This window comes from Streptomyces sp. NPDC045022, assembly GCF_056432605.1.
This window is the reverse complement of sequence record NZ_JBWKIR010000010.1, coordinates 18,949-41,304: the sequence shown is the minus strand read 5'-3', so window position 1 is coordinate 41,304 and position 22,356 is coordinate 18,949. Positions and strand designations below refer to the sequence as shown.

Genomic DNA, 22,356 nt, shown 5'->3' with positions numbered 1-22,356 from the left:
TTGGGGGTGTGGACGTGGCGAACGGCGGACCCGTCGAGCACGGCTACCCGCATCTGGAAACGGTGCGGGCCGCCGTCACGGCGCTCTACAAGCGGCTGTCCGACGACACCGTCCGGACGTTCTCGACCAGTGTGGCCCCCGCAGACGTGACCTTCTGCGACACCGACGACCTTCATCTGGGCGCGCAGCGCGTGGCCCGCGAGATCGTGCGGCACTTCCGGCTGCCGGATGCCCGGCTGATCGTCGGCTTCCGGGAGATGACGCATGCGGCGAACGTCGAACTGACCGCGGGACCCGAGTACTTCGTGGAACTGAACGACCGCTTCCGCACCCATCGCGGGGACATCGGCGCGGCGCTCGCCCACGAGGTCGCCCACGTCTACCTGCACCGCCTGGACCTGGCCTTCCCCACCACGGCGGAGAACGAGATCCTCACGGACACGGTGACGACCTACCTGGGCGCGGGCTGGCTGCTGCTGGACGCCTTCCGTGAGGACGGGGTCTCGTCCCAGAAGCTGGGCTACCTCACGCCGGAGGAGTTCGGCTACGTCCTGGCCAAGCGGGCGCTGCTCTTCCACGAGGACCCCTCCGTGTGGTTCACCAGCCCGCAGGCCTACACCGCCTACGTCAAGGGCATGGCCCGGGCCCGCCAGGACGAGCAGCAGCCACCGCTGACCGGGGCCGGCTGGGCGGGGCGGCGCCGGTACGCCCACGACCGCCGGCACGCCTCGGGCGTCCCGCCGACGGCCCCCTACGCCTTCACCCCCGATCCCTCCGGCCACCTCCGCGTCTCCTTCCCCTGCCCGACCTGCCACCAGCGGATCAGGGTGCCGGTACGGGGGCGCGTCCGCGCGCGGTGCGGATTGTGCCGGACGGTACTGGAGTGCGACACGTAGGCGCGCGGCACCTCGGGCCTCTCGTTTGGATCATGCCGGGCTCGCCCCCGGCCCTCGCCCGTCCGGTACCCGACTCGGCCGGCCGGAAGGCCCAGGGGGACCGGGGCCCCTGGGCCGGTGGATCAGCCGAGGTGTTCCGCGACCGCCCGCCGAGGGAGCGCCGCACACAACACCCCGCACACCGCGAACGCCCCCACGACCCACGGCATGGCGTCGGCCAGCGCCCCGCTCAGCCCCTCCCCCACGGCCCCGAAGAACACCGTGCCGACCACCGCCGCCCCGAGCGCTCCCCCGAACTGCTGGGCCGTGGAGAAGATCCCGGACGCGCCACCCGCCAACTCCCCCGGTACGGCGGACAGCACCACGTTCACCAGCGGCACCACCAGGAACCCGAGCCCGGCCCCGGCGATCAGCAGCCCCGGCACCAACGGCCACGCCCCCGTGTGCACGGCGGACGCACCGTCGACCACGGCCCACACCCAGCCGAAGCCGCCCGCCATCATCAACGCCCCGGCGCCGAGCACCAGCCGCCCGTACCTGACGGCGAGCCCGTCCGCGGCTGGCGCGGTGAGGAAACCGCCGACCGAGAAGGCGACCGTCACCACTCCGGCCTGCATCGGCGTGTACCCCTCGCCGCTCTGCAGCCAGACCGCGAAGACCAGGAAGAAGCCCTGCATACCGAGGGAGAACAGCAGCTGGACCAGCACACCCACCGAGAACGCCGGGAGCCCGAAGGCGCGCGCCGGCAGCAGCGGCAGCGTCCCGGGCCGGTGCCGCCGGGCCTCGTACACCCCGAGGCCGACCACGGCCACCGTGCCCGCCGCGAGGCACACCCAGCCCCACACCGGCCAGCCGTTCTGCCGCCCCTGCACCAGCGGCAGCACGATCGCGACCAGTCCGCCGGCCAGCACCAGGCTGCCCAGCACGTCCGGCCGGCCCGCCGACCGTTCGTGCGTGGCCGGCACCAGCAGCAGGCCGCCCACGAACGTCGCGACCGCGACCGGCACGTTCACGAGGAAGACCGAACGCCAGCCCCAGCCGAACAGGTCGGCGTCGGTGAGCACCCCGCCGAGCAGCAGCCCGATCGCGGAGGCGAACCCGGCGACGGCGCCGTACATCCCGAAGGCGGCCCCGCGTTCCTTGCCGTGGAAGAGGGTGCGGAACGAGCCGATCACCTGGGGCACCAGCACGCCCGCCACGATGCCCTGGACCGCGCGGGCGGCTGTCAGCTGCCCCGGTGACTGGGCGATTCCGCAGGCCAGACTGGCCAGCCCGAAGCCCACGGTGCCGGTGAGGAAAAGAGGGCGGCGGCCGATGCGGTCGCCGAGGTGGCCGGAGACGATCAGCGCGGCGGCGAAGCCGAGCAGGTAGGCGGAGACGACCCATTGCAGATCGCTCGCGGAGGCGTGCAGGTCCCGGCTGATGGACGGGACCGCCACATTGACGATCGTGCCGTCCAGCAGATCCATCAGCGCCGCGATCATCATCACGACGGCGGCGGCCCAGCGGCGCGGGTGGGGTTCCGCGAGGGACGGCGGGCTTGCGGTGGCGGTCGTGGACATGGGTTCTCCCTCGGCTCGGATTTATTTCGTTCGACCTAACGAAAGACTTGCACCGGCACCGCACCGATGGCAAGTCTTTAGTTCGAGCGAACGAAATATTTGTTAGCCTGGACCCATGACCAAGGGAGACGAGAAGCGGGACGAGGCGGCGCGCGCCGAGGTCCTGGGACAGCTCATGGACGTGGGGCGGGCCCACAGCGCCGTGACGGTGATGTTCCACTCGGCCGTCGCCGCCAAGCAGGGGCTGAACGCGACGGAGGAGAAGACCCTCGACTACCTCCAGCGCAAGGGTCCGCTCACCGCCAAGGACCTCGCCGAGCTGACCGCCCTCGCCCCCGCCTCCGTCACCGGCCTGCTCGACCGGCTGGAGACCAAGGGCTTCGTCCGCAGGGTCAAGCACCCGACGGACAAGCGCCGGGTCGTGGTCGAACTGAACCAGGAGAAGCTCGGCGAGCTGGCAGAGTTCTTCGAGGACTGGGCGCGGGACATCGTCGAGGCCTGCGAGGAGTTCAGCACCCGGGAGCTGGAGACCGTGGTCCGGTTCCTGTCGGTGATGAGCGAGCGGCAGCGCGCGGCAGCGGCCCGCCTCACCGGCTGAACCACCGGGCAGGCGTCTTGGCCGCTAGCCGAGCAAGTGACTGAGCCCGCCCTGCCCATCGGTTCCGTTCCAGAGCACGGCTGCCAGCCAGTAGGGGAACCAGGCCAGTCGCTCCGGCAGGAAGACCGAGGCGATGGGCCAGGCGACGGGCAGTGCGGCGAACAGCACGCAGCCGCACCAGCCGCTCTTGCGGACGGATGCGGACCGCTGTGGCGGACTCGTGGGCATCCGGCGACGGTAAGCGGTGGCCACGGCTCGCGCATGAGTACCCGTACCTACGGTTTCCCGGCAGCCGGCCGTCGGACCGTCCGAACTCCCCTGCGACTACGGCCTTTCGTTTGGGTCATGCCGGATCGGGGAGCGGGGCCTGGCGCCGTGCATCGCAAGGCGGAGGAGGGCGTCATGGCGGAGCCATGGCAACCGACGACAACGCGGCGAGGTGCGGTGCCAGGCCCCGCGAGCCCGGCATGACCCAAACGAGAGGCACTAGGCCCCGTAGACCGCCCCCGGTGGCTCCGCGGCCGTCAGCAGTCCGCGTGCCGCCTCCCCCGCCTCGGCCGGCGTCCACCGCGCTCCCTTGTCGGCGGTGGGGCCGGGCCGCCAGCCCTCCATGACGGTGATCCGGCCGCCCTCCGCCTCGAACACCCGGCCGGTCACGCCCGCGCTGGCGGCCGAGCCGAGCCAGACCACGAGCGGGGAGACGTTCTCCGGTGCCATGGCGTCGAATCCGGCGGCCGGTACCGCCATCGTCTCGGCGAAGGTACGTTCCGTCATGCGCGTGCGCGCGGCGGGGGCGACGGCGTTGACCTGGACGCCGTAGCGGGCCAGTTCGGCCGCGGCGACCAGGGTGAGACCGGCGATCCCGGCCTTGGCCGCGCTGTAGTTGCCCTGCCCGACCGAGCCCAGCAGACCCGCCCCGCTGCTGGTGTGGACGACCCGGGCCACCGGGGTGCGCCCCGCCTTGGCCTCGGCCCGCCAGTGCGCGGCGGCGTGCTTCAGGGGCAGGAAGTGCCCCTTGAGATGGACGCGGATCACGGCGTCCCAGTCGCGCTCGTCGAGGTTGACCAGCATCCGGTCGCGCAGGAAGCCGGCGTTGCTGACGAGGGTGTCGAGCCGGCCGTACGTCTGCACGGCGGCCCGGATCAGGGACGCGGCACCCGCACCGGCGGCTATGTCACCGCCGTGCGCGACCGCCTCCCCGCCCGCGGCCCGGATCTCCGCCACGACGGCGTCCGCCGGGTTCTCCGCGCCCGGCGCGCCGTCCAGTCCGACACCGAGATCGTTGACGACGACCCGTGCCCCCTCGGCCGCGAAGGCGAGGGCATGGGCACGGCCGAGCCCGCGGCCGGCCCCGGTGACGACGACGACCCGGCCGTCACAGATTCCGCTCATCCCATCCCTCCTCGTGACTGGTTGAGGCACCCGGCCATTCCCGGTCGGCGGTCCCGGCACGCTGGTCCTCGTCGGGGGAGGCACCCGGCGATTCCCGGTCGGGGATCGCGGCAGGCTCAAGGCCCGCGCCGCTGGAGGAACCCGGAAGATCCGGGCCGGCGCCCGCGCCACACCCAGGGCCGTCAGCGGTGAAGGCACCCGGAACATCCCGGTCGGCCGTCGCGGCACAGCGAATACCCTCGCCCGCGGCAGCCGCGTCCGGGCACGCCGCAGCCGCGTCCGGGCGGTCCGTCGGCATGTCCCCGCCGGCTGTCGCGGCGTCCAGGAACGCCGGCCGCTCCCCGCCCCCGTGCACCTGCAGACTCGCCCCGCTGATGTAGCCGGCCGCGTCGGAGGCGAGGAAGACGGCGGCGGCGCCGATGTCGGCGGGGGCCGCCAGCCGGCCGAGCGGGACGGTGCGGGAGACGGCGGCGAGGCCGTCGGGACCGCCGTAGTGCAGGCGAGCCTGTTCGGTGCGGACCATGCCGGCCACCAGCGTGTTGACGCGGACCTCCGGCCCCCATTCCACGGCCATGGAGGCGGCCAGGTTCGCGAGGCCCGCCTTGGCCGCGCCGTAGGCGGCCGAACCGGGCGAGGGACGGCCGCCGCTGACGCTGCCGACCATCACGATCGAGCCGTGGCTGCGCCGCAGGTGCTCGTACGCGGCGAGGGACGCGGTCAGCGGCGCGATCAGATTCAACTCGACGACCTTCGCGTGCTGTTCGGGCCCGGCGTCGGCCAGCAGCCGGTACGGCGTGCCGCCGGCGTTGTTGACGAGCACGTCGAGGCGGGGCAGGGCGGCGAAGAAAGCGCGGACGGCGGACGGGTCACGCAGGTCGAGCGGGGTGAACTCGGCGCCCTCCAGTGGCTGTTCGGGGGGTCTGCGGGCGCAGGTCAGAACCCGGGCGCCGGCCTCGGCGAAGGCCCGCGCGATCCCGGCGCCGACCCCCCGGGTGCCGCCGGTGACGACGACGGTCCGGCCGTACAGGGAGTTGTCCACAGGGTGCGCCGTCGAGTTGTCCACAGGCTCTCCCGCTCGTCTTCGCCGACTGCTAGCTTCGAAGCGTCACACCTAACAAATGTTTGGTGGAAAGGCGTTGAGTGCGAAGGTAGCTGATGCGTCCATGGGTGTCTCCACCTCGTCCCCGGAAAAGGGGATTTCGCTCGTCACGATCGACTTCCCGCCGGTGAACGCGCTGCCGGTGGCCGGATGGTTCGCGCTGGCCGAGGCCGTGCGGGCGGCGGGCCGCGCACCGGAGGTCCGGTGCGTGGTGCTGGCCGCCGAGGGGCGCGGGTTCAACGCGGGCGTGGACATCAAGGAGATACAGGCGGACGGCCGACGGGCACTGATCGGCGCCAACCAGGGCTGTGCCGAGGCGTTCGCCGCGGTCTACGAGTGCGCGACGCCCGTCGTCGCGGCGGTGCAGGGTTTCTGTCTGGGCGGCGGGATAGGCCTGGTGGGCAACGCGGACGCGGTGGTGGCGAGCGAGGACGCGACCTTCGGGCTGCCCGAGCTGGACCGGGGCGCGCTAGGTGCCGCGACCCATCTGGCGCGGCTGGTCCCGCAGCACCTGATGCGGGTCCTGTACTACACGGGGCGCACGGTGAGCGCCGCCGAGCTGCACCGGCACGGCTCGGTCTGGCGCGTGGTGCCGCGCACGGGTCTGCGGGCGGCGGCGCTGGAGCTGGCCCGGGAGATCGCCGCGAAGGACGGGCGGCTGCTCCGCATGGCCAAGGCCGCCATCAACGGGATCGATCCGGTCGACGTGCGCCGTAGTTACCGCTTCGAGCAGGGCTTCACGTTCGAGGCCGATCTCGGCGGGCTGGCCGGCCGGGTCCGCGACACGTTCGGGAAGGAGGGGGCGTAGGTGGGCGACAAGACGATGACCGCCGACGAGGTGGTCGCACGGCTGGAGAGCGGCATGACGCTCGGCGTCGGCGGCTGGGGGTCCCGCCGCAAGCCCATGGCTCTGGTCCGGGCACTGCTGCGCTCGGGGATCGGTGACCTCACGGTCGTCTCGTGCGGCGGCCCGGACGTCGGCATGCTGGCCGCGGCCGGCCGGATCCGCAAGCTGGTGACGGCCTTCGTCACGCTCGACTCGATCCCGCTGGAACCGCACTACCGGGCGGCGCGCGAGCGCGGCGGCCTCGAGCTGGCGGAGGTCGACGAGGGCATGTTCCTGTGGGGCCTGCAGGCGGCGGCGCACCGGCTGCCCTTCCTGCCGGTGCGGGCCGGGGTCGGCTCGGACGTCATGCGGGTCAACCCGGACCTCAGGACGGTGACGTCGCCGTACGCGGACGGGGAGACGTTCGTGGCCATGCCGGCCCTGCGGATGGACGCGGCCCTGGTGCACGTCAACCGTGCCGACCGGCTGGGCAACGGCCAGTGTCTGGGCCCGGACCCGTACTTCGACGACCTGTTCTGCGCGGCGGCGGACGCGGCCTATGTCTCCTGTGAACGGATCGTGGACACGGCCGAGTTGTCCAAGGAGGCGGCCCCGCAGTCGCTGCTCCTCAAGCGGCTCGCCGTGACCGGTGTGGTGGAGGCCCCGAACGGCGCGCACTTCACGTCCTGCGCGCCGGACCACGGCAGGGACGAGGAGTTCCAGCGGTTCTACGCGTCCACGCCGTGGCCGGAGTTCGCCGAGCGGTTTCTCGGCCGGGACGAGGGCGCGTACCAGGCGGCGGTACGGGACTGGCGGAAGGAGCAGGGGCGATGAGCGTCACCCGGGCCGAGTACTGCGTCGTCGCCTGCGCCGAGGCCTGGCGGGGTGCCGGCGAGGTCCTGGCGAGCCCGATGGGCCTGATCCCCTCACTGGGCGCGCGGCTGGCCCGGCTCACCTTCGCGCCGGACCTGCTGCTGACCGACGGCGAGGCACTGCTGGTCCGCCCGGACGGGACGCCCGAGGGCTGGCTGCCGTACCGGCAGCATCTGGCGCTGGTGGCGGGCGGGCGCCGGCACGTGATGATGGGCGCGAGCCAGATCGACCGGTACGGCAACCAGAACATCTCCTGCGTCGGCGACTGGGCGCGGCCTCGCCGGCAGCTGCTCGGGGTGCGCGGGGCCCCCCTCAACACGCTGAACAATCCGACGAGTTACTGGGTCCCCAGGCACTCGCGGCGGGTGTTCGTGGAGCGGGTGGACATGGTGTGCGGGGTGGGGTACGACCGAGCGGCGGGACTTGGCGGCGCGGCCCGCTTCCACCACATCGTCCGGGTCGTCTCCGACCTCGGCGTGTTCGACTTCGCGACGCCGGACCGCTCGATGCGGGCGGCCTCGCTGCATCCGGGGGTGAGCGTGGCGCAGGTGCGGGAGGCTACGGGGTTCGCGCTCGACCTGCCGGACGAGGTGCCGTACACCCGGGATCCCGAGGCCGAGGAGCTGCGGCTGATCCGTGAGGTGCTGGACCCGGGCGGGACACGCGCGCGCGAAGTGCCGGAGGGGGTGACGGGCTGATGGAGACCGCGCTCACCCGGCTGGTCGGGGTCCGCCATCCGCTCGTGCAGACCGGGATGGGCTGGGTGGCCGGGCCGCGCCTGGTCTCGGCGGCGGCGAACGCGGGCGCCCTCGGCATCCTGGCCTCCGCGACGATGACGCTCGACCAGCTGCGCGACGCGATCCGGGAGGTCCGTTCCCGTACCGACGCGCCGTTCGGGGTGAATCTCCGGGCCGACGCGGGCGATGCGGACGAACGGGTGCGGATCATGCTGGAGGAGGGTGTCCGGGTGGCCTCCTTCGCGCTGGCTCCCTCGCGCGAGCTGATCACCCGGTGCAAGGAGGCGGGTGTGGTGGTCATCCCGTCCGTGGGGGCGCGGCGGCACGCCGAGAAGGTGGCGGCGTGGGGCGCGGACGCGGTGATCGTGCAGGGTGGTGAGGGCGGCGGGCACACCGGCGAGGTGGCGACGACCGTACTGCTGCCGCAGGTGGTGGACGCGGTGCGGATACCGGTGGTGGCGGCGGGCGGCTTCTTCGACGGGCGGGGGCTGGTGGCGGCGCTGGCGTACGGGGCGGCCGGGATGGCGATGGGTACGCGGTTCCTGCTCACCTCCGACTCGCCGGTGCCGGACGGGGTGAAGGCCAGGTATCTGTGCGCGACGGTCCGGGACGTCACGGTGACCCGGGCGGTGGACGGCCTGCCGCACCGGATGCTGCGCACGGAGCTGGTGGACGCGCTGGAGCGGTCGGGCCGCATACGGTCCTTCGGCCGCGCGGTCCGGGAAGCGGCCGGTTTCCGGCGGCTGTCGGGGCTCACCCGGCGGCAGCTGGTCCGCGACGGTCTCGCGCTCAAGCACGGCAGGGAGCTGTCCTGGGGCCAGGTGCTGCTGGCCGCGAACACGCCGATGCTGCTCAGGTCGGCGATGGTGGACGGGCGGACGGACCTCGGGGTGATGGCGGCCGGGCAGGTCGCCGGGGTGATCGACGATCTGCCGTCGTGCGCGGAGCTGGTGGAGCGGATCGTGCGGGAGGCGGAGGAGGTGCTGGCGGCACTGAGAGGACTCAGAGCCGCTCGATGATCGTCACGTTGGCCTGGCCGCCACCCTCGCACATGGTCTGGAGGCCGTAGCGGCCGCCGGTGCGCTCCAGTTCGTGCAGCAATGTCGTCATCAGCCGGACGCCGGTGGCGCCGAGCGGGTGGCCCAGGGCGATCGCGCCGCCGTTGACGTTGACCTTGTCGGGGTCGGCGCCGGTCTCCTTCAGCCAGGCGAGGACGACCGGCGCGAAGGCCTCGTTGATCTCCACGAGGTCGAGGGCGTCGATGGTCAGACCGGTCTTGCGCAGGGCGTGTTCGGTCGCCGGGATGGGGGCGGAGAGCATGCGGATGGGGTCCTCACCGCGCACGGAGAGGTGGTGGACGCGGGCGCGCGGGCGCAGCCCGTGGTCCCGTACCGCCCGCTCCGAGGCGAGCAGCATGGCGGCGGCCCCGTCGGAGACCTGGGAGGAGCAGGCGGCCGTGACGGTGCCGCCGTCGAGGACGGGGCGCAGGGCGGCCATCTTCTCCGGGGAGGTGTCCCGGCGCGGGCCTTCGTCCACGGTGACCTCGCCGTAGGGGACGGTCTCGCGTACGAAGCGGCCGGTGTCGATCGCCCAGATCGCGCGCCGGTGCGAGCGCAGGGCGAACTCCTCCTGGTCCTCCCGGTTGATGGCCCACCGGGCGGCGATCATCTCGGCGCCGGCGAACTGGCTGACGGGCTGGTCGCCGTAGCGGGCGCGCCAGCCGGCGCTGCCGAGGAAGGGGCCGTCGGTCAGGCCGAGGGGGGCGGCGGCCTGCCGGGCGGCGAAGGCGATGGGGATCTGCGACATGTTCTGCACCCCGCCCGCGATCACCAGATCCTGGGTGCCGGAGAGCACGGCCTGCGCGGCGAAGTGCACGGCCTGCTGCGAGGAACCGCACTGCCGGTCGACGGTCACGCCCGGCACCTCCTCGGGCAGTCCGGCGGCCAGCCAGCAGGTGCGGGCGATGTCCCCGGCCTGCGGCCCCACCGTGTCCAGACAGCCGAGCACCACGTCGTCCACGGCGGCCGGGTCGATCCGGGCCCGCTCCACCAGCGCGGTGAGCACATGTGCGCCCAGGTCGGCCGGGTGGACCGCGCCGAGCCCTCCCCCGCGCCGCCCGACGGGCGTACGGACCGCTTCGACTATGTAGGCCTCGGCCATGGGGACTCCCTCGGCTGTTACGGGTGTTGTTCGCGTACGGCGATCCCGTCCAGCACCATGGACAGGTACTGGCGGGCGATCTCCTCGGGGCTGTGCTGTCCGCCCGGCCGGTACCAGGAGGCGGCGACCCACACGGTGTCGCGCACGAACCGGTAGGTGAGCCGCACGTCCAGGTCGGCGCGGAAGACCCGTTCGGCCACGCCGCGTTCCAGCGTGGACAGCCATGCCTTCTCGAACCGGCGCTGGGACTCGGCGAGGAACGCGAACCGGTCCTGGTCGACGAGCTGCCTGCTCTCCTTCTGGTAGATCGCGACTGCGGCGCGGTGCCGGTCGATCTCCCGGAAGGACTCGGTGACCAGGGCCTCAAGCATCTCGCGGGGGCCGAGTTCGGAGGCGAGGACGGTGTCGTAGCCGTCCCACAGCTCGTCGAGGAAGGTCCGCAGGATCTCCTCGAGCATCGACTCCTTGGAGTCGAAGTGGTAATAGAGGCTGCCCGCGAGCATCCCGGCGTGGTCGGCGATCTTGCGGACGGTGGTGGCGTTGTAGCCGTGCTCGGCGAAGACCTCGGCAGCGGTGCTGAGGAGTTCGCCGCGCCGGACCGCTGCCGCGGTCACCTGGGGCTTCTTCTTGGTCGACACGCACCCATTGTGGTCTGCCCCGGTCGTCAGGGATGCCGGCTGCTGACGGCGACGACCTCGCCGGTCATGTACGAGGAGTAGCCGGACGCCAGGAACACGATCACGTTGGCCACCTCCCAGGGCTCCGCGTACCGCCCGAAGGCCTCCCGCGCGGTGAGTTCCCCGAGCAGTTCGGCGGAGGTGACCTTCACCAGGTGCGGGTGCATGGCGAGGCTGGGCGCGACCGCGTTGACCCGCACGCCGTACGCGGCGGCCTCGATCGCCGCGCATCGGGTCAGCGCCATCACCCCGGCCTTGGCGGCGGCGTAATGTGCCTGACCGGCCTGGGCGCGCCAGCCGATGACGGAGGCGTTGTTGACGATCACCCCGCTGCCGGTCTCCCGCATGGCGCGCAGGGCCGCACGCGTGCACCGGAAGGTGCCGTTGAGGGTGACGTCCAGGACGCGGGTCCACTGCTCGTCGGTCATGTCGACGAGCGCCGAAGTGCCGCCGAGACCCGCGTTGTTGACGACGACGTCCAGCCGTCCGTGCTCGGCCACGGCCGCGTCGAACAGCGCCCGCACCTGCGCTTCGTCGGTGACGTCGCACGGCACGGCGGCCACCGCGCCCGGAAACTCCCGGGCCAGTTCGGCTTCGTGCTCCTTCAGCCGGCGTGCGTGGGCGTCGCTGATGACCACCCGCGCGCCCTCCTCCAGGAACCGGCGCGCGGTCGCTGCGCCGATACCGGCACCGGCCGCGGCGGTGAGGACGGCGGTGCGTCCCCGCAGAAGTCCGTGCCCGGGTACGTAAGCCGGGCTCTCGACGCCTGTCATAGGGCCACGCTAACCTACCAAACACTTGTTAGGGAAGGACGGTGACGGCGATCGTGGACCTGACCCACTCCGCGGCCGACGAGGACTTCCGCGCCGAGGCCCGGACCTGGCTGGAGGCGCACGTGCCGCGCACACCGCTGCCGTCCCTGGAGACGGCGGAGGGCTTCGCCGCACACCGCGCGTGGGAGGCCGAACTGGCCGCCGGCCGCTGGTCGGTGGTGTCGTGGCCGCAGAGGTACGGCGGCCGGGACGCCGGGCTGCTGCGGTGGCTGGTCTTCGAGGAGGAGTACTGGGCGGCGGACGCGCCGGGCCGGGTCGGCCAGAACGGCATCGGTCTGCTCGCGCCGGCGCTCTTCGACCACGGCACCGAGGAGCAACGCGCGCGCGTGCTCCCGCCGATGGCCTCCGGCGAGGTGATCTGGGCGCAGGCCTGGTCGGAGCCGGACGCGGGCTCGGACCTGGCCTCGCTCACCTCCAGGGCGGTACGGACGGACGGCGGCTGGCGGGTGAGCGGACAGAAGACGTGGTCCTCGCGGGCGGCCTTCGCGGACCGGGCCTTCGGGCTGTTCCGCAGCGACCCCGTGGCGGGGAGACCGCACCAGGGGCTCACGTATCTGATGTTCGACCTGCGGGCACCCGGCGTCACCGTCCGCCCGATCGGCCGCCTCGACGGGAAACCGGCCTTCGCGGAGCTGTTCCTGGACGAGGTGTTCGTGCCGGACGAGGACGTGATCGGCGAGCCCGGGCAGGGCTGGCGGATCGCGATGTCCACGGCGGGCAACGAACGCGGGCTGACCCTGCGCTCCCCGGGCCGCTTCCTCGCCTCCGCCGCCCGCCTGGAGCGGCTGTGGGGGGCGCGGGGCCGTCCGGAGCACGCCCGAGCCCGGGTGGCCGACGCCCTGATCGACGCCCACGCCTACCAGCTGTTCACCTACGCGGCCGCCTCCCGCTTCCTCGACGGCGCCCGGCTCGGCCCGGAGTCCAGCATGAACAAGGTGTTCTGGTCCGAACTGGACCTGGCGCTGCACGAGACGGCGCTCGACCTGCTGGGAGCGGAGGGCGAGTCGGCGGATTCCCCCTGGTCCGAGGGGTATGTCTTCGCGCTGGCCGGTCCGATCTACGCGGGGACGAACGAGATCCAGCGGGACATCATCGCCGAGCGGTTGCTCGGTCTGCCGAAGGGACGCCGCTGATGCGCTTCCTCCTCGACGCCGAGCAGCGCGCCTTCGCCGGCTCGCTGCACGCGATGCTGACGGCCGCGGGCACTGCGGCGGTGGTCCGGGACTGGAGCCGCGGCGACCACGCGAGCGGGCGCGCGCTGTGGTCACGGATCGCGGAGGCGGGGGTGTTCGGACTCGCGGTGCCGCAGGAGTACGGGGGGATGGGGCCCCGTCCGGTGGAGCTGGCCGTGGCCTTCGTCGAGTTGGGACGCCACGCGGTACCGGGCCCGCTGGTGGAGACGGTCGCGGCGGCCGTGCTCCTGGGCAAACCCCCGCTGGCCGAGCGCTTCCTGCCCGGACTCGCGGCCGGCACCGACATCGCGACCGTGGCGGCGCCCCTCGGACACGCCCTCGACGCCGACGCCGCCTCCCTCCACCTGCTCCCGGCGCCCGAGGGCCTGTACCTGTCGGCAGCGGCCCCGGGCCCCGTGCGCCACTCCCTGGATCCCGCCCGCCGTCTGGTCCGGCTCACCCCGGGCGGTGAACTCCTCACCCCCGCCCCGTCCCTCACCCCCGCGCTCACCTGGACCCGGCTGGCCACCGCCGCCCAGGCCCTCGGCGTCGGACTCGCGCTCCTCGACCGGACCGTCGCCCACGTCGGTCAGCGCACCCAGTTCGGTGTCCCCATCGGCTCCTTCCAGGCGGTCAAGCACCGCCTGGCCGACGCGAAGACCGCCCTGGAGTTCGCCCGCCCCCTGCTCTTCGGGGCGGCCCTGTCGTTGCGCCCGGCGGACGTGGCCGCCGCCAAGCTCAAGGCCTGCGAGGCGGCGTACAGCACCGCCCGTGCGGCGCTGCAGCTGCACGGCGCGATCGGGTACACGGCGGAGTACGACCTCTCCCTGTGGCTGGCCAAGGCCCGCGCGCTGCGCACGGCGTGGGGCACACCCGAGGAATGCCGGGACCTGTTCCTCGCGGCGGCCCTCAGACCTGGCTGACCCCTGCGACCCCCGCGGCCCGTGCCGCCGTCAGCCAGCTGGGGAACTCGCCGACGAGACGGTCGTACAGCTCGGCGTCGGTGACCCGCCGCGGGTCCCGGCCGGCGTGGAAGAAGCCGGCGTTGTCCACGATCCGCTTGCCGGGCACCGCCAGCTCGTCCAGTCTGCGCAGGAACTCGAACTGCCGGCTGCCCGGGTCGCCGAAGCCGACGAACTGCCAGAACAGCGGGAGTTTCGCCGCCTTGCACAGGTAGCGTTCGGCGGCGAGCTTGTTGATCGGGCCGCCGTCGGTCTGGAAGACGACCAGGGCGGGGTCGGTGGCGCCGCTGTCGAGGTAGTGGTCGATGACGGCGTCCATCGCCACGTGGTAGCTGGTCCTGCCCATGTGCCCGAGCCCGGCCGCGATCCGCCCGATGCGGCCCTCGTGACTGTCGAGGGCGATGTCGGTGACCGCGTCGACGTCGGTGGAGAAGAACACCACCGGCACCCGCCCGTCGTCGTCCAGGTGCGCCGACAGGCCCAGCACCCGGTCGGCGAGGGCCTGCACGCTGCCGTCGTCGTAGTACGGCTTCATCGAACCGGAGTAGTCGAGCACGAGGTAGACGGCGGCCCGGAGCCCCTCCAGGCCGTGCTTGCGCAGGGACACCCCGGCCGAGCGGTAGGCGCCGACGAGCGCGGGTGCGGTCTCCTCCACCTTGCGCAGACTGATCGCCGCCATGGTCCCCCCTTGGCTGTCCAGGCGCCGAGCCTACGTGATCAGGAACCCGCCGGGCGCCGCTGCCGCATCGGTCGGATACCTTGTTCGCCGCCGCCCCCACCGGCTCATCCCGTCCTTTCTTCCTTCGAGGAGCCGCCAAGCTCGACGGGCTGGGCACGCTGGGCCAGTTCGTGTACTACGACGCGATGGTCTTCCACGGGTCCGGCACCGGCCCGAACGGTTTCCACGGCCTGCGCGAGCGCGCTCTGCGGGAGGCCGACACCCCGTCCGACGGCGGCAGCGAGAAGAACTACCTCGACGTCTTCCTGGACATCCGCCGCACGGCCATGAAGAGCAAGAAGGCCGGCCTCGACACGTCCCGCATCGACACGGCCCAGCGCGTGTTCCTCAACGACGGCAACCTGGACCTGCACACGCCGCTGCAGTGGCGGGTGTACGGGGAGACGTACCAGGTGCCGTGACCGGCCGGCCGGCGGACATGCAACGACGCCTGCCCAAGCGTCCGGTCGGGGACAGGGTGGGCAGGCGCCGTCTGGTGTTCCGTACGCCTTTGTACGGGACGTCTGTGGGTGAGCCGTCAGACCGCCAGGGCGCGGTCCGTCGGGCGGATCGGGGCCGGCAGGTCGCTGACTCCGGTCAGGTGGCGGTCGACCCCGCGGGCGGCCGAGCGGCCCTCCGCGATCGCCCAGACGATGAGGGACTGGCCGCGGCCGGCGTCACCGGCGACGAACACACCCGGCACATTGGTCTGGAAGTCGGCGTCGCGGGCGATGTTACCGCGTTCGTCCAGCTCCAGGCCGAACTGGTCGACCAGGCCGTTCTCCCGGTCGGTGCCGGTGAAGCCCATGGCGAGGGTGACCAGCTGGGCCGGGATCTTGCGCTCGGTGCCCGGCTTCGAGGTCAGCTTGCCGTCGACGAACTCGACCTCGGCCAGGTGCAGCCACTGGACGTTGCCGTCCTCGTCGCCCTCGAAGTGGGTGGTGGAGGCGGCGTAGATCCGCTCGCCGCCCTCCTCGTGGGCCGAGGTGACCTTGTAGAGGATCGGGAAGGTCGGCCAGGGCTGGTTGGTCGCGTGCCGCTCCTCGTTCGGGCGGGGCATGATCTCCAGCTGGGTGACGGAGGCCGCGCCCTGGCGGTGGGCGGTGCCCACGCAGTCCGCGCCGGTGTCGCCGCCGCCGATGACGACGACGTGCTTGCCCTCGGCCGAGATCGGGGGCGCCACGTAGTCACCCTCCTGGACCTTGTTGGCCAGGGGCAGGTACTCCATCGCCTGGTAGATGCCCTTGAGTTCGCGGCCGGGGACCGGAAGGTCGCGGGCGGTCGTCGCGCCGGCGGCGATGACGATCGCGTCGTACCGCTTCTTCAGGTCGCGGGCGTTGATGTCGCGGCCGACCTCGACGCCGGTGCGGAAGCGGGTGCCCTCCGCGCGCATCTGCTCGATGCGGCGGTTGATGTGCCGCTTCTCCATCTTGAACTCGGGGATGCCGTACCGGAGAAGGCCTCCGATGCGGTCCGCGCGCTCGTAGACGGCGACCGTGTGGCCGGCCCGGGTCAGCTGCTGGGCGGCGGCGAGGCCCGCCGGGCCCGAGCCGATGACCGCGACCGTCTTGCCGGACAGGCGCTCGGGGATCTGCGGGGCGACATCCCCGGTCTCCCACGCCTTGTCGATGATCGAGACCTCGACGTTCTTGATGGTGACCGGCGGCTGGTTGATGCCGAGCACGCACGCCGACTCGCAGGGGGCCGGGCAGAGGCGACCGGTGAACTCCGGGAAGTTGTTGGTCGCGTGCAGGCGTTCCTGGGCGGCGGCCCAGTCCTCGCGGTAGGCATAGTCGTTCCACTCGGGGATCAGGTTCCCCAGCGGACAGCCGTTGTGGCAGAACGGGATGCCGCAGTCCATGCACCGGCTGGCCTGCTTGCTGATGATCGGCAGCAGGGAGCCGGGGACGTAGACCTCGTTCCAGTCCTTGACCCGCTCTTCGACGGGACGGGACTTGGCGACCTCACGGCCGTGGTTCAGGAAGCCCTTCGGGTCAGCCATTGATCGCCGCCTCCATCATCTTCTCGGTGGTCTCGGTCTCGGAGAGACCGGCCCGCTCGGCGGCGTCCTTGGCGGCGAGCACTGCCTTGTACGTGCTGGGGATGATCTTGCTGAACCGCTCCACGGCCGTGTCCCAGTCGGCGAGCAGCTTCGCGGCGACCGTCGAGCCGGTCTCCTCGGCGTGGCGGCGCACCACGTCGTGCAGCCACTGCTTGTCCGTGTCGTCCAGCGCCACGACCGACTCGACGTTGCCGACGTTGACGTTGTCGCGGTCGAGGTCGATGACGTACGCGATGCCGCCGGACATGCCCGCCGCGAAGTTGCGGCCGGTCGGGCCGAGGACGACCGCGTGACCGCCGGTCATGTACTCGCAGCCGTGGTCGCCCACGCCCTCGGAGACGACCGTCGCGCCGGAGTTGCGGACGCAGAACCGCTCGCCGGTACGGCCGCGCAGGAACAGCTCGCCGCCGGTGGCGCCGTAGCCGATGGTGTTGCCCGCGATGGTCGAGTACTCGGCGAGGTGGTCGGCCGCGCGGTCCGGGCGGACGATGATCCGGCCGCCGGAGAGGCCCTTGCCGACGTAGTCGTTGGCGTCGCCCTCCAGGCGCAGCGTGACGCCGCGCGGCAGGAACGCGCCGAAGGACTGGCCGGCGGAGCCGGTGAAGGTGATGTCGATGGTGTCGTCGGGCAGACCCGCGCCACCGAACTTCTTCGTCACCTCGTGGCCGAGCATGGTGCCGACCGTGCGGTTGATGTTGCGGATGGCGACCTGGGCACGCACCGGCTGCGCCTCGGTCGCGTCGCCCGCGGCGAGGGCGTCGGCGGCGAGCTTGATCAGCTCGTTGTCCAGCGCCTTCTCCAGGCCGTGGTCCTGGGCGATGACCCGGTGGCGGACCGCGCCCTCGGGCAGCGACGGCACGTGGAACAGCGGCTCCAGGTTCAGGCCCTGGGCCTTCCAGTGGTCGACCGCGCGCTCGACGTCCAGCACCTCGGCGTGGCCGACGGCCTCCTCGATGGAGCGGAAGCCCAGTTCGGCGAGCAGCTCGCGGACCTCCTCGGCGATGAACCGGAAGAAGTTCACGACGTGCTCGGCCTTGCCGGCGAAGCGGTCGCGCAGGGTCGGGTTCTGGGTGGCGATGCCGACCGGGCAGGTGTCCAGGTGGCAGACGCGCATCATGACGCAGCCGGAGACGACGAGCGGCGCGGTCGCGAAACCGAACTCCTCGGCGCCGAGCAGCGCGGCGATGATCACGTCACGGCCGGTCTTCAGCTGGCCGTCGGTCTGGACGACGATCCGGTCGCGCAGGCCGTTGAGCAGCAGGGTCTGCTGGGTCTCGGCGAGGCCCAGCTCCCAGGGGCCGCCCGCGTGCTTCAGCGAGGTCAGCGGGGAGGCTCCCGTACCACCGTCGTGACCGGAGATCAGGACCACGTCCGCGTGCGCCTTCGACACACCCGCGGCGACCGTGCCGACGCCGACCTCGGAGACCAGCTTGACGTGAATCCGCGCCTGCGGGTTCGCGTTCTTCAGGTCGTGGATCAGCTGGGCCAGGTCCTCGATGGAGTAGATGTCGTGGTGCGGCGGCGGGGAGATGAGGCCCACGCCCGGCGTCGAGTGACGCGTCTTCGCGATCCACGGGTAGACCTTGTGGCCGGGCAGCTGGCCGCCCTCGCCGGGCTTGGCGCCCTGGGCCATCTTGATCTGGATGTCGTCCGCGTTGACCAGGTACTCGGAGGTCACGCCGAAGCGGCCGGAGGCGACCTGCTTGATCGCCGAGCGGCGCGCCGGGTCGTACAGGCGCTCCGGGTCCTCGCCGCCCTCACCGGTGTTGGACTTGCCGCCCAGCTGGTTCATGGCGATGGCGAGGGTCTCGTGCGCCTCCTTGGAGATGGAGCCGTACGACATGGCGCCGGTGGAGAAGCGCTTGACGATCTCGCTCACCGGCTCGACCTCGTCGACGGAGATCGGGTCCCGGCCGGACTTGAAGCCGAACAGGCCGCGCAGCGTCATCAGGCGCTCGGACTGCTCGTTCACACGGTCCGTGTACTTCTTGAAGATGTCGTAGCGGCCCGTGCGCGTCGAGTGCTGGAGACGGAAGACCGTCTCCGGGTCGAACAGGTGCGGCTCGCCCTCGCGGCGCCACTGGTACTCGCCGCCGATGTCCAGCGCGCGGTGCGCCGGGGCGATGCCGGAGGCCGGGTAGGCCTTGGCGTGGCGGGCGGCGACCTCCTTGGCGATGACGTCGATGCCGACGCCGCCGATCTTGGTGGCCGTGCCGTTGAAGTACTTCTCGACGAAGGCCTCGTCCAGGCCGACGGCCTCGAAGACCTGGGCGCCGCGGTAGGAGGCGACGGTGGAGATGCCCATCTTGGACATGACCTTCAGGACGCCCTTGCCGAGGGCGTAGATCAGGTTCCGGATGGCCTGCTCGGGCTCCAGGCCGTTGAGGAAGGTGCCCGCGCGCAGCAGGTCCTCGACGGACTCCATCGCCAGGTACGGGTTGACGGCGGCGGCGCCGAAGCCGATGAGCAGGGCGACGTGGTGGACCTCGCGGACGTCCCCGGCCTCAACCAGCAGGCCCACCTGGGTGCGCTGCTTGGTGCGGATGAGGTGGTGGTGGACGGCCGAGGTGAGCAGCAGCGACGGGATCGGCGCGTGCTCGGCGTCGGAGTGCCGGTCGGACAGGACGATCAGGCGGGCGCCGTTGTCGATGGCCGCGTCGGCCTCGGCGCAGATGTCCTCGATGCGCGCGGCGAGCGCGTCACCGCCGCCGTGCACCCGGTAGAGGCCGGAGAGGGTCGCGGCCTTGAAACCGGGCATGTCGCCGTCGGCGTTGATGTGGATGAGCTTGGCCAGCTCGTCGTTGTCGATGACCGGGAAGGGCAGCGTGACGCTCCGGCACGACGCGGCGGTCGGCTCCAGCAAGTTGCCCTCGGGGCCCAGCGAGGACCGCAGCGAGGTCACGAGTTCCTCGCGGATCGCGTCCAGCGGCGGGTTGGTGACCTGCGCGAACAGCTGGGTGAAGTAGTCGAAGAGCAGCCGCGGGCGCTCGGACAGGGCCGCGATCGGCGAGTCCGTACCCATGGAGCCGATCGGCTCGGCGCCGGCACGGGCCATCGGCGCGAGGATGACCCGCAGCTCTTCCTCGGTGTAGCCGAAGGTCTGCTGGCGGCGGGTGACCGAGGCGTGGGTGTGGACGATGTGCTCGCGCTCGGGCAGGTCGCCCAGCTCGATCTCGCCGGCCTCCAGCCACTCGGCGTACGGCTTCTCGGTGGCGAGGGACGCCTTGATCTCGTCGTCCTCGATGATGCGGTGCTCGGCGGTGTCGACGAGGAACATCCGGCCGGGCTGCAGGCGGCCCTTGCGGACGACCTTGGCCGGGTCGATGTCGAGGACGCCGACCTCGGAGCCGAGGACGACCAGGCCGTCGTCGGTGACCCAGTAGCGGCCGGGGCGCAGACCGTTGCGGTCGAGGACGGCGCCGACCTGGGTGCCGTCGGTGAAGGTGACACAGGCGGGGCCGTCCCAGGGCTCCATCATCGTGGAGTGGAACTGGTAGAAGGCGCGCCGGGCCGGGTCCATGGAGCCGTGGTTCTCCCACGCCTCCGGGATCATCATCAGCACGGAGTGCGGCAGCGAGCGGCCGCCGAGGTGCAGCAGCTCCAGCACCTCGTCGAAGGACGCCGAGTCGGAGGCGTCCGGCGTACACACCGGGAAGATGCGCTCGATGGCCTTCTCGTCGCCGGCGGAGCCGAACACGTCGGAGACGAGCTGCGACTCACGGGCGCGCATCCAGTTGCGGTTGCCCTTGACGGTGTTGATCTCACCGTTGTGCGCGACGAAGCGGTAGGGGTGCGCGAGCGGCCACGACGGGAAGGTGTTCGTGGAGAAGCGCGAGTGGACGAGCGCGATCGCGGAGGCGAAGCGGCGGTCGGACAGGTCCGGGAAGAAGGGCTCCAGCTGGCCGGTGGTCAGCATGCCCTTGTAGACGATCGTGCGGGCGGACAGGGAGGGGAAGTAGACCCCGGCCTCCCGCTCGGCGCGCTTGCGCAGCACGAACGCCCTGCGGTCCAGCGCGATGCCCTCGCTGGCGCCGTCGGCGACGAAGATCTGGCGGAAGACCGGCATGGTGGAGCGGGCGGTGGCGCCCAGCAGCTCCGGGGCGACCGGAACCTCACGCCAGCCGAGGACGGTGAGGCCCTCGGCGGCCGCGATCGTCTCGATACGTGAGACGGCGTCCTCGGTCCCCTCCTCCGGCAGGAAGGCGATACCGGCGGCGTAGGAGCCGGCGGCGGGGAGGTCGAATCCGGCCACCTCGCGGAAGAAGGCGTCCGGCACCTGGGAGAGGATGCCCGCGCCGTCGCCCGAGTCGGGCTCGGAGCCGGTGGCACCGCGGTGCTCGAGGTTGCGCAGCACGGTGAGCGCCTGCTCGACCAGCGTGTGGGACGCCTCGCCGGTAAGGGTGGCGACGAAACCGACGCCGCAGGCGTCGCGTTCGTTGCGGGGGTCGTACATACCCTGCGCAGCAGGGCGAGCATCCATGAAGGACCAGTTCTGGCCATTCGCGGAATGCTGGGACGGCTGGCGCGGCGTACGCATCGGCTCTCCCGTCGTCGTCATATGGCATGTGGCAGGTGCCGAGGGACGACGTTGGCCCTCTGCGGAGTGTGAAATTTCGTGCAGGTTACATGATGGAGCGGTTCTCGGGAACCGGATACTCCGTTCCAGCATGCGGACACCACGGGGTCCGTGGCGGGGTGCCGCGCGGAGGCGGCGGGGTGCCGCACGGGGCGGCGAACGCATGAGGGGGACCATTGCGGACAAGATCGGTCGGATCGCTGCCCGTCGGCCCGAGGGGGCGGGGGGAGCGTCGTCGGCCCACCCCACAGGGGTGCGGCAGGCGTCATTGCCCGCAGCGCTTACGGCTCATGCCCGGTGGTCAAGCATTCGAAACCCGCGAGTAACGGCTACTTATGCGCCATGTCGCATAAGTAGCGGCCACGCTATCCTACGGCCGTTCCGAACAGGCTGCCCAGGGCGTACGTCACACCGGCCGCCGCACCGCCGAGCGCGAGCTGCCGCAGACCGCTGTACCACCAGGTCCGGGCGGTCACCCGGGCCACGACGGCACCGCAGCCGAAGAGCCCGGCGAGGGCGAGGAGCACGGCGGGCCACAGGACGGTCGCGCCCAGCAGGTACGGCAGCAGCGGCAGCAGGGCACCGAGTGCGAACGAGCCGAACGAGGAGACGGCGGCGACCAGCGGCGAGGGCAGATCGCCGGGGTCGATGCCCAGCTCCTCCCGGGCGTGTATCTCCAGGGCCTGCTCGGGGTCCCTGGAGAGCTGACGGGCGACCTGCCGGGCCAGCTCGGGCTCGACGCCACGGGACACGTAGAGTGCCGCCAGCTCGTCCTCCTCGTCCTGCGGATGCTTGCGCAGCTCACGGCGTTCCACGTCGAGTTCGGCCTCGACCAGCTCCCGCTGGGAGGCGACGGAGGTGTACTCGCCGGCCGCCATGGAGAAGGCACCGGCGGCGAGACCGGCGAGCCCGGTGATGACGATCGTCTGGTGGCTCACGGAACCACCGGCCACACCGGTCATCAGGGCGAGGTTGGAGACCAGGCCGTCCATCGCGCCGAAGACGGCCGGGCGCAGCCAGCCGCCGTTGACGTCGCGGTGCGTGTGGTTGTCGCGGTGCGCCTCGTGCAGCGCGGCCTCGGTGTCGATGATGGCCATGCGGGCCCCCCGGATAGCTTAGCCAAAGCTAACTTTGGACGAGTTCTACTTTTTGATGACCCCGAACCTACGCCGATAATCCCTCTCCCGCCAGCAAGGAAAGGCTGAGCTAAGCT

At 72.0% G+C, this 22,356-nt stretch carries 18 protein-coding genes and 2 pseudogenes; 9 read left to right on the top strand and 11 right to left on the bottom strand.

Features of this window, described 5'->3' with window-relative positions:
- Positions 1 to 14: 14 nt before the first annotated feature.
- Positions 15 to 896 carry a hypothetical protein gene (locus AC07C1_RS19400; protein WP_478940497.1) on the top strand — a complete coding sequence of 294 codons (882 nt, stop codon included), beginning with the start codon at positions 15 to 17 and terminating at the stop codon, positions 894 to 896.
- Positions 897 to 1,018: 122 nt separating this feature from the next.
- Here the strand turns inward: AC07C1_RS19400 and AC07C1_RS19395 are convergent, their stop codons facing one another.
- On the bottom strand, positions 1,019 to 2,458 hold the full coding sequence (locus AC07C1_RS19395; RefSeq protein ID WP_478940496.1) for an MFS transporter: 1,440 nt from the start codon (positions 2,456 to 2,458) through the stop codon (positions 1,019 to 1,021).
- A gap of 115 nt (positions 2,459 to 2,573) precedes the next feature.
- Here AC07C1_RS19395 and AC07C1_RS19390 point away from each other — a divergent pair, with 115 nt between their 5' ends.
- Entirely contained in the window at positions 2,574 to 3,056 is a 483-nt protein-coding gene (locus AC07C1_RS19390) for a MarR family winged helix-turn-helix transcriptional regulator (protein WP_478940495.1), read from the top strand.
- A 24-nt stretch (positions 3,057 to 3,080) separates the two neighbouring features.
- Here the strand turns inward: AC07C1_RS19390 and AC07C1_RS19385 are convergent, their stop codons facing one another.
- The 3 genes and pseudogenes from AC07C1_RS19385 to AC07C1_RS19375 all read right to left on the bottom strand — a co-directional run.
- Complete coding sequence (locus tag AC07C1_RS19385) at positions 3,081 to 3,284, bottom strand: hypothetical protein (RefSeq protein WP_478940493.1); 204 nt, start codon at positions 3,282 to 3,284, stop codon at positions 3,081 to 3,083.
- A gap of 258 nt (positions 3,285 to 3,542) precedes the next feature.
- On the bottom strand, positions 3,543 to 4,448 hold the full coding sequence (locus AC07C1_RS19380) for an SDR family oxidoreductase (protein ID WP_478940491.1): 906 nt from the start codon (positions 4,446 to 4,448) through the stop codon (positions 3,543 to 3,545).
- A gap of 307 nt (positions 4,449 to 4,755) precedes the next feature.
- Positions 4,756 to 5,487: pseudogene (locus tag AC07C1_RS19375) on the bottom strand (SDR family oxidoreductase); the annotation flags it as partial.
- 124 nt (positions 5,488 to 5,611) lie between these two features.
- On the opposite strand from AC07C1_RS19375, the gene AC07C1_RS19370 reads away from it, so the two are divergent.
- From AC07C1_RS19370 to AC07C1_RS19355, 4 genes are read left to right on the top strand one after another with little or no spacing between them, the layout of a single operon-like run.
- Entirely contained in the window at positions 5,612 to 6,355 is a 744-nt protein-coding gene (locus AC07C1_RS19370; RefSeq protein WP_478940489.1) for an enoyl-CoA hydratase family protein, read from the top strand.
- Positions 6,356 to 7,207, top strand: coding sequence for a CoA transferase subunit A (locus AC07C1_RS19365; RefSeq protein ID WP_478940487.1), 852 nt, complete (start codon positions 6,356 to 6,358; stop codon positions 7,205 to 7,207).
- A complete protein-coding gene (locus AC07C1_RS19360; RefSeq protein ID WP_478940486.1) occupies positions 7,204 to 7,944 on the top strand; it encodes a CoA-transferase subunit beta in 741 nt (246 codons plus the stop codon). The genes AC07C1_RS19365 and AC07C1_RS19360 overlap by 4 nt, the downstream gene beginning before the upstream one ends.
- Positions 7,944 to 9,002, top strand: a complete 1,059-nt coding sequence (locus tag AC07C1_RS19355; RefSeq protein ID WP_478940484.1) for an NAD(P)H-dependent flavin oxidoreductase — start codon at positions 7,944 to 7,946, stop codon at positions 9,000 to 9,002. The genes AC07C1_RS19360 and AC07C1_RS19355 overlap by 1 nt, the downstream gene beginning before the upstream one ends.
- Here AC07C1_RS19355 and AC07C1_RS19350 read toward each other — a convergent pair.
- Genes AC07C1_RS19350 through AC07C1_RS19340 form a run of 3 tightly spaced genes read right to left on the bottom strand, consistent with a single transcriptional unit; the run spans position 8,986 to position 11,593 of the window.
- Positions 8,986 to 10,143, bottom strand: a complete 1,158-nt coding sequence (locus AC07C1_RS19350) for an acetyl-CoA C-acetyltransferase (protein ID WP_478940483.1) — start codon at positions 10,141 to 10,143, stop codon at positions 8,986 to 8,988. The two genes, AC07C1_RS19355 and AC07C1_RS19350, sit on opposite strands and share 17 nt — an antisense overlap.
- A gap of 17 nt (positions 10,144 to 10,160) precedes the next feature.
- Positions 10,161 to 10,781, bottom strand: coding sequence for a TetR/AcrR family transcriptional regulator (locus AC07C1_RS19345; protein ID WP_478940482.1), 621 nt, complete (start codon positions 10,779 to 10,781; stop codon positions 10,161 to 10,163).
- Positions 10,782 to 10,807: 26 nt separating this feature from the next.
- Complete coding sequence (locus AC07C1_RS19340; protein WP_478940480.1) at positions 10,808 to 11,593, bottom strand: SDR family oxidoreductase; 786 nt, start codon at positions 11,591 to 11,593, stop codon at positions 10,808 to 10,810.
- 53 nt (positions 11,594 to 11,646) lie between these two features.
- On the opposite strand from AC07C1_RS19340, the gene AC07C1_RS19335 reads away from it, so the two are divergent.
- Positions 11,647 to 12,786 (top strand): acyl-CoA dehydrogenase family protein, encoded by a 1,140-nt coding sequence (locus AC07C1_RS19335; RefSeq protein ID WP_478940858.1) that lies wholly within the window; start codon positions 11,647 to 11,649, stop codon positions 12,784 to 12,786.
- Positions 12,786 to 13,748 carry an acyl-CoA dehydrogenase family protein gene (locus AC07C1_RS19330; protein WP_478940478.1) on the top strand — a complete coding sequence of 321 codons (963 nt, stop codon included), beginning with the start codon at positions 12,786 to 12,788 and terminating at the stop codon, positions 13,746 to 13,748. The genes AC07C1_RS19335 and AC07C1_RS19330 overlap by 1 nt, the downstream gene beginning before the upstream one ends.
- Here the strand turns inward: AC07C1_RS19330 and AC07C1_RS19325 are convergent.
- Entirely contained in the window at positions 13,735 to 14,466 is a 732-nt protein-coding gene (locus AC07C1_RS19325; RefSeq protein WP_478940476.1) for a VWA domain-containing protein, read from the bottom strand. The two genes, AC07C1_RS19330 and AC07C1_RS19325, sit on opposite strands and share 14 nt — an antisense overlap.
- A 134-nt stretch (positions 14,467 to 14,600) precedes the next feature.
- Here AC07C1_RS19325 and AC07C1_RS19320 point away from each other — a divergent pair.
- Positions 14,601 to 14,927: pseudogene (locus AC07C1_RS19320) on the top strand (chitosanase); the annotation flags it as partial.
- Between the two features lie 116 nt (positions 14,928 to 15,043).
- On the opposite strand, the gene AC07C1_RS19315 reads toward AC07C1_RS19320, so the two are convergent.
- The 3 genes from AC07C1_RS19315 to AC07C1_RS19305 all read right to left on the bottom strand — a co-directional run bounded on the left by AC07C1_RS19315 (position 15,044) and on the right by AC07C1_RS19305 (position 22,240).
- Positions 15,044 to 16,507 carry a glutamate synthase subunit beta gene (locus AC07C1_RS19315; protein ID WP_478940475.1) on the bottom strand — a complete coding sequence of 488 codons (1,464 nt, stop codon included), beginning with the start codon at positions 16,505 to 16,507 and terminating at the stop codon, positions 15,044 to 15,046.
- On the bottom strand, positions 16,500 to 21,104 hold the full coding sequence (gltB, locus tag AC07C1_RS19310) for a glutamate synthase large subunit (protein WP_478940473.1): 4,605 nt from the start codon (positions 21,102 to 21,104) through the stop codon (positions 16,500 to 16,502). The genes AC07C1_RS19315 and gltB overlap by 8 nt, the downstream gene beginning before the upstream one ends.
- A gap of 404 nt (positions 21,105 to 21,508) precedes the next feature.
- Positions 21,509 to 22,240 (bottom strand): VIT1/CCC1 transporter family protein, encoded by a 732-nt coding sequence (locus AC07C1_RS19305; protein ID WP_478940471.1) that lies wholly within the window; start codon positions 22,238 to 22,240, stop codon positions 21,509 to 21,511.
- Positions 22,241 to 22,356: the final 116 nt, after the last annotated feature.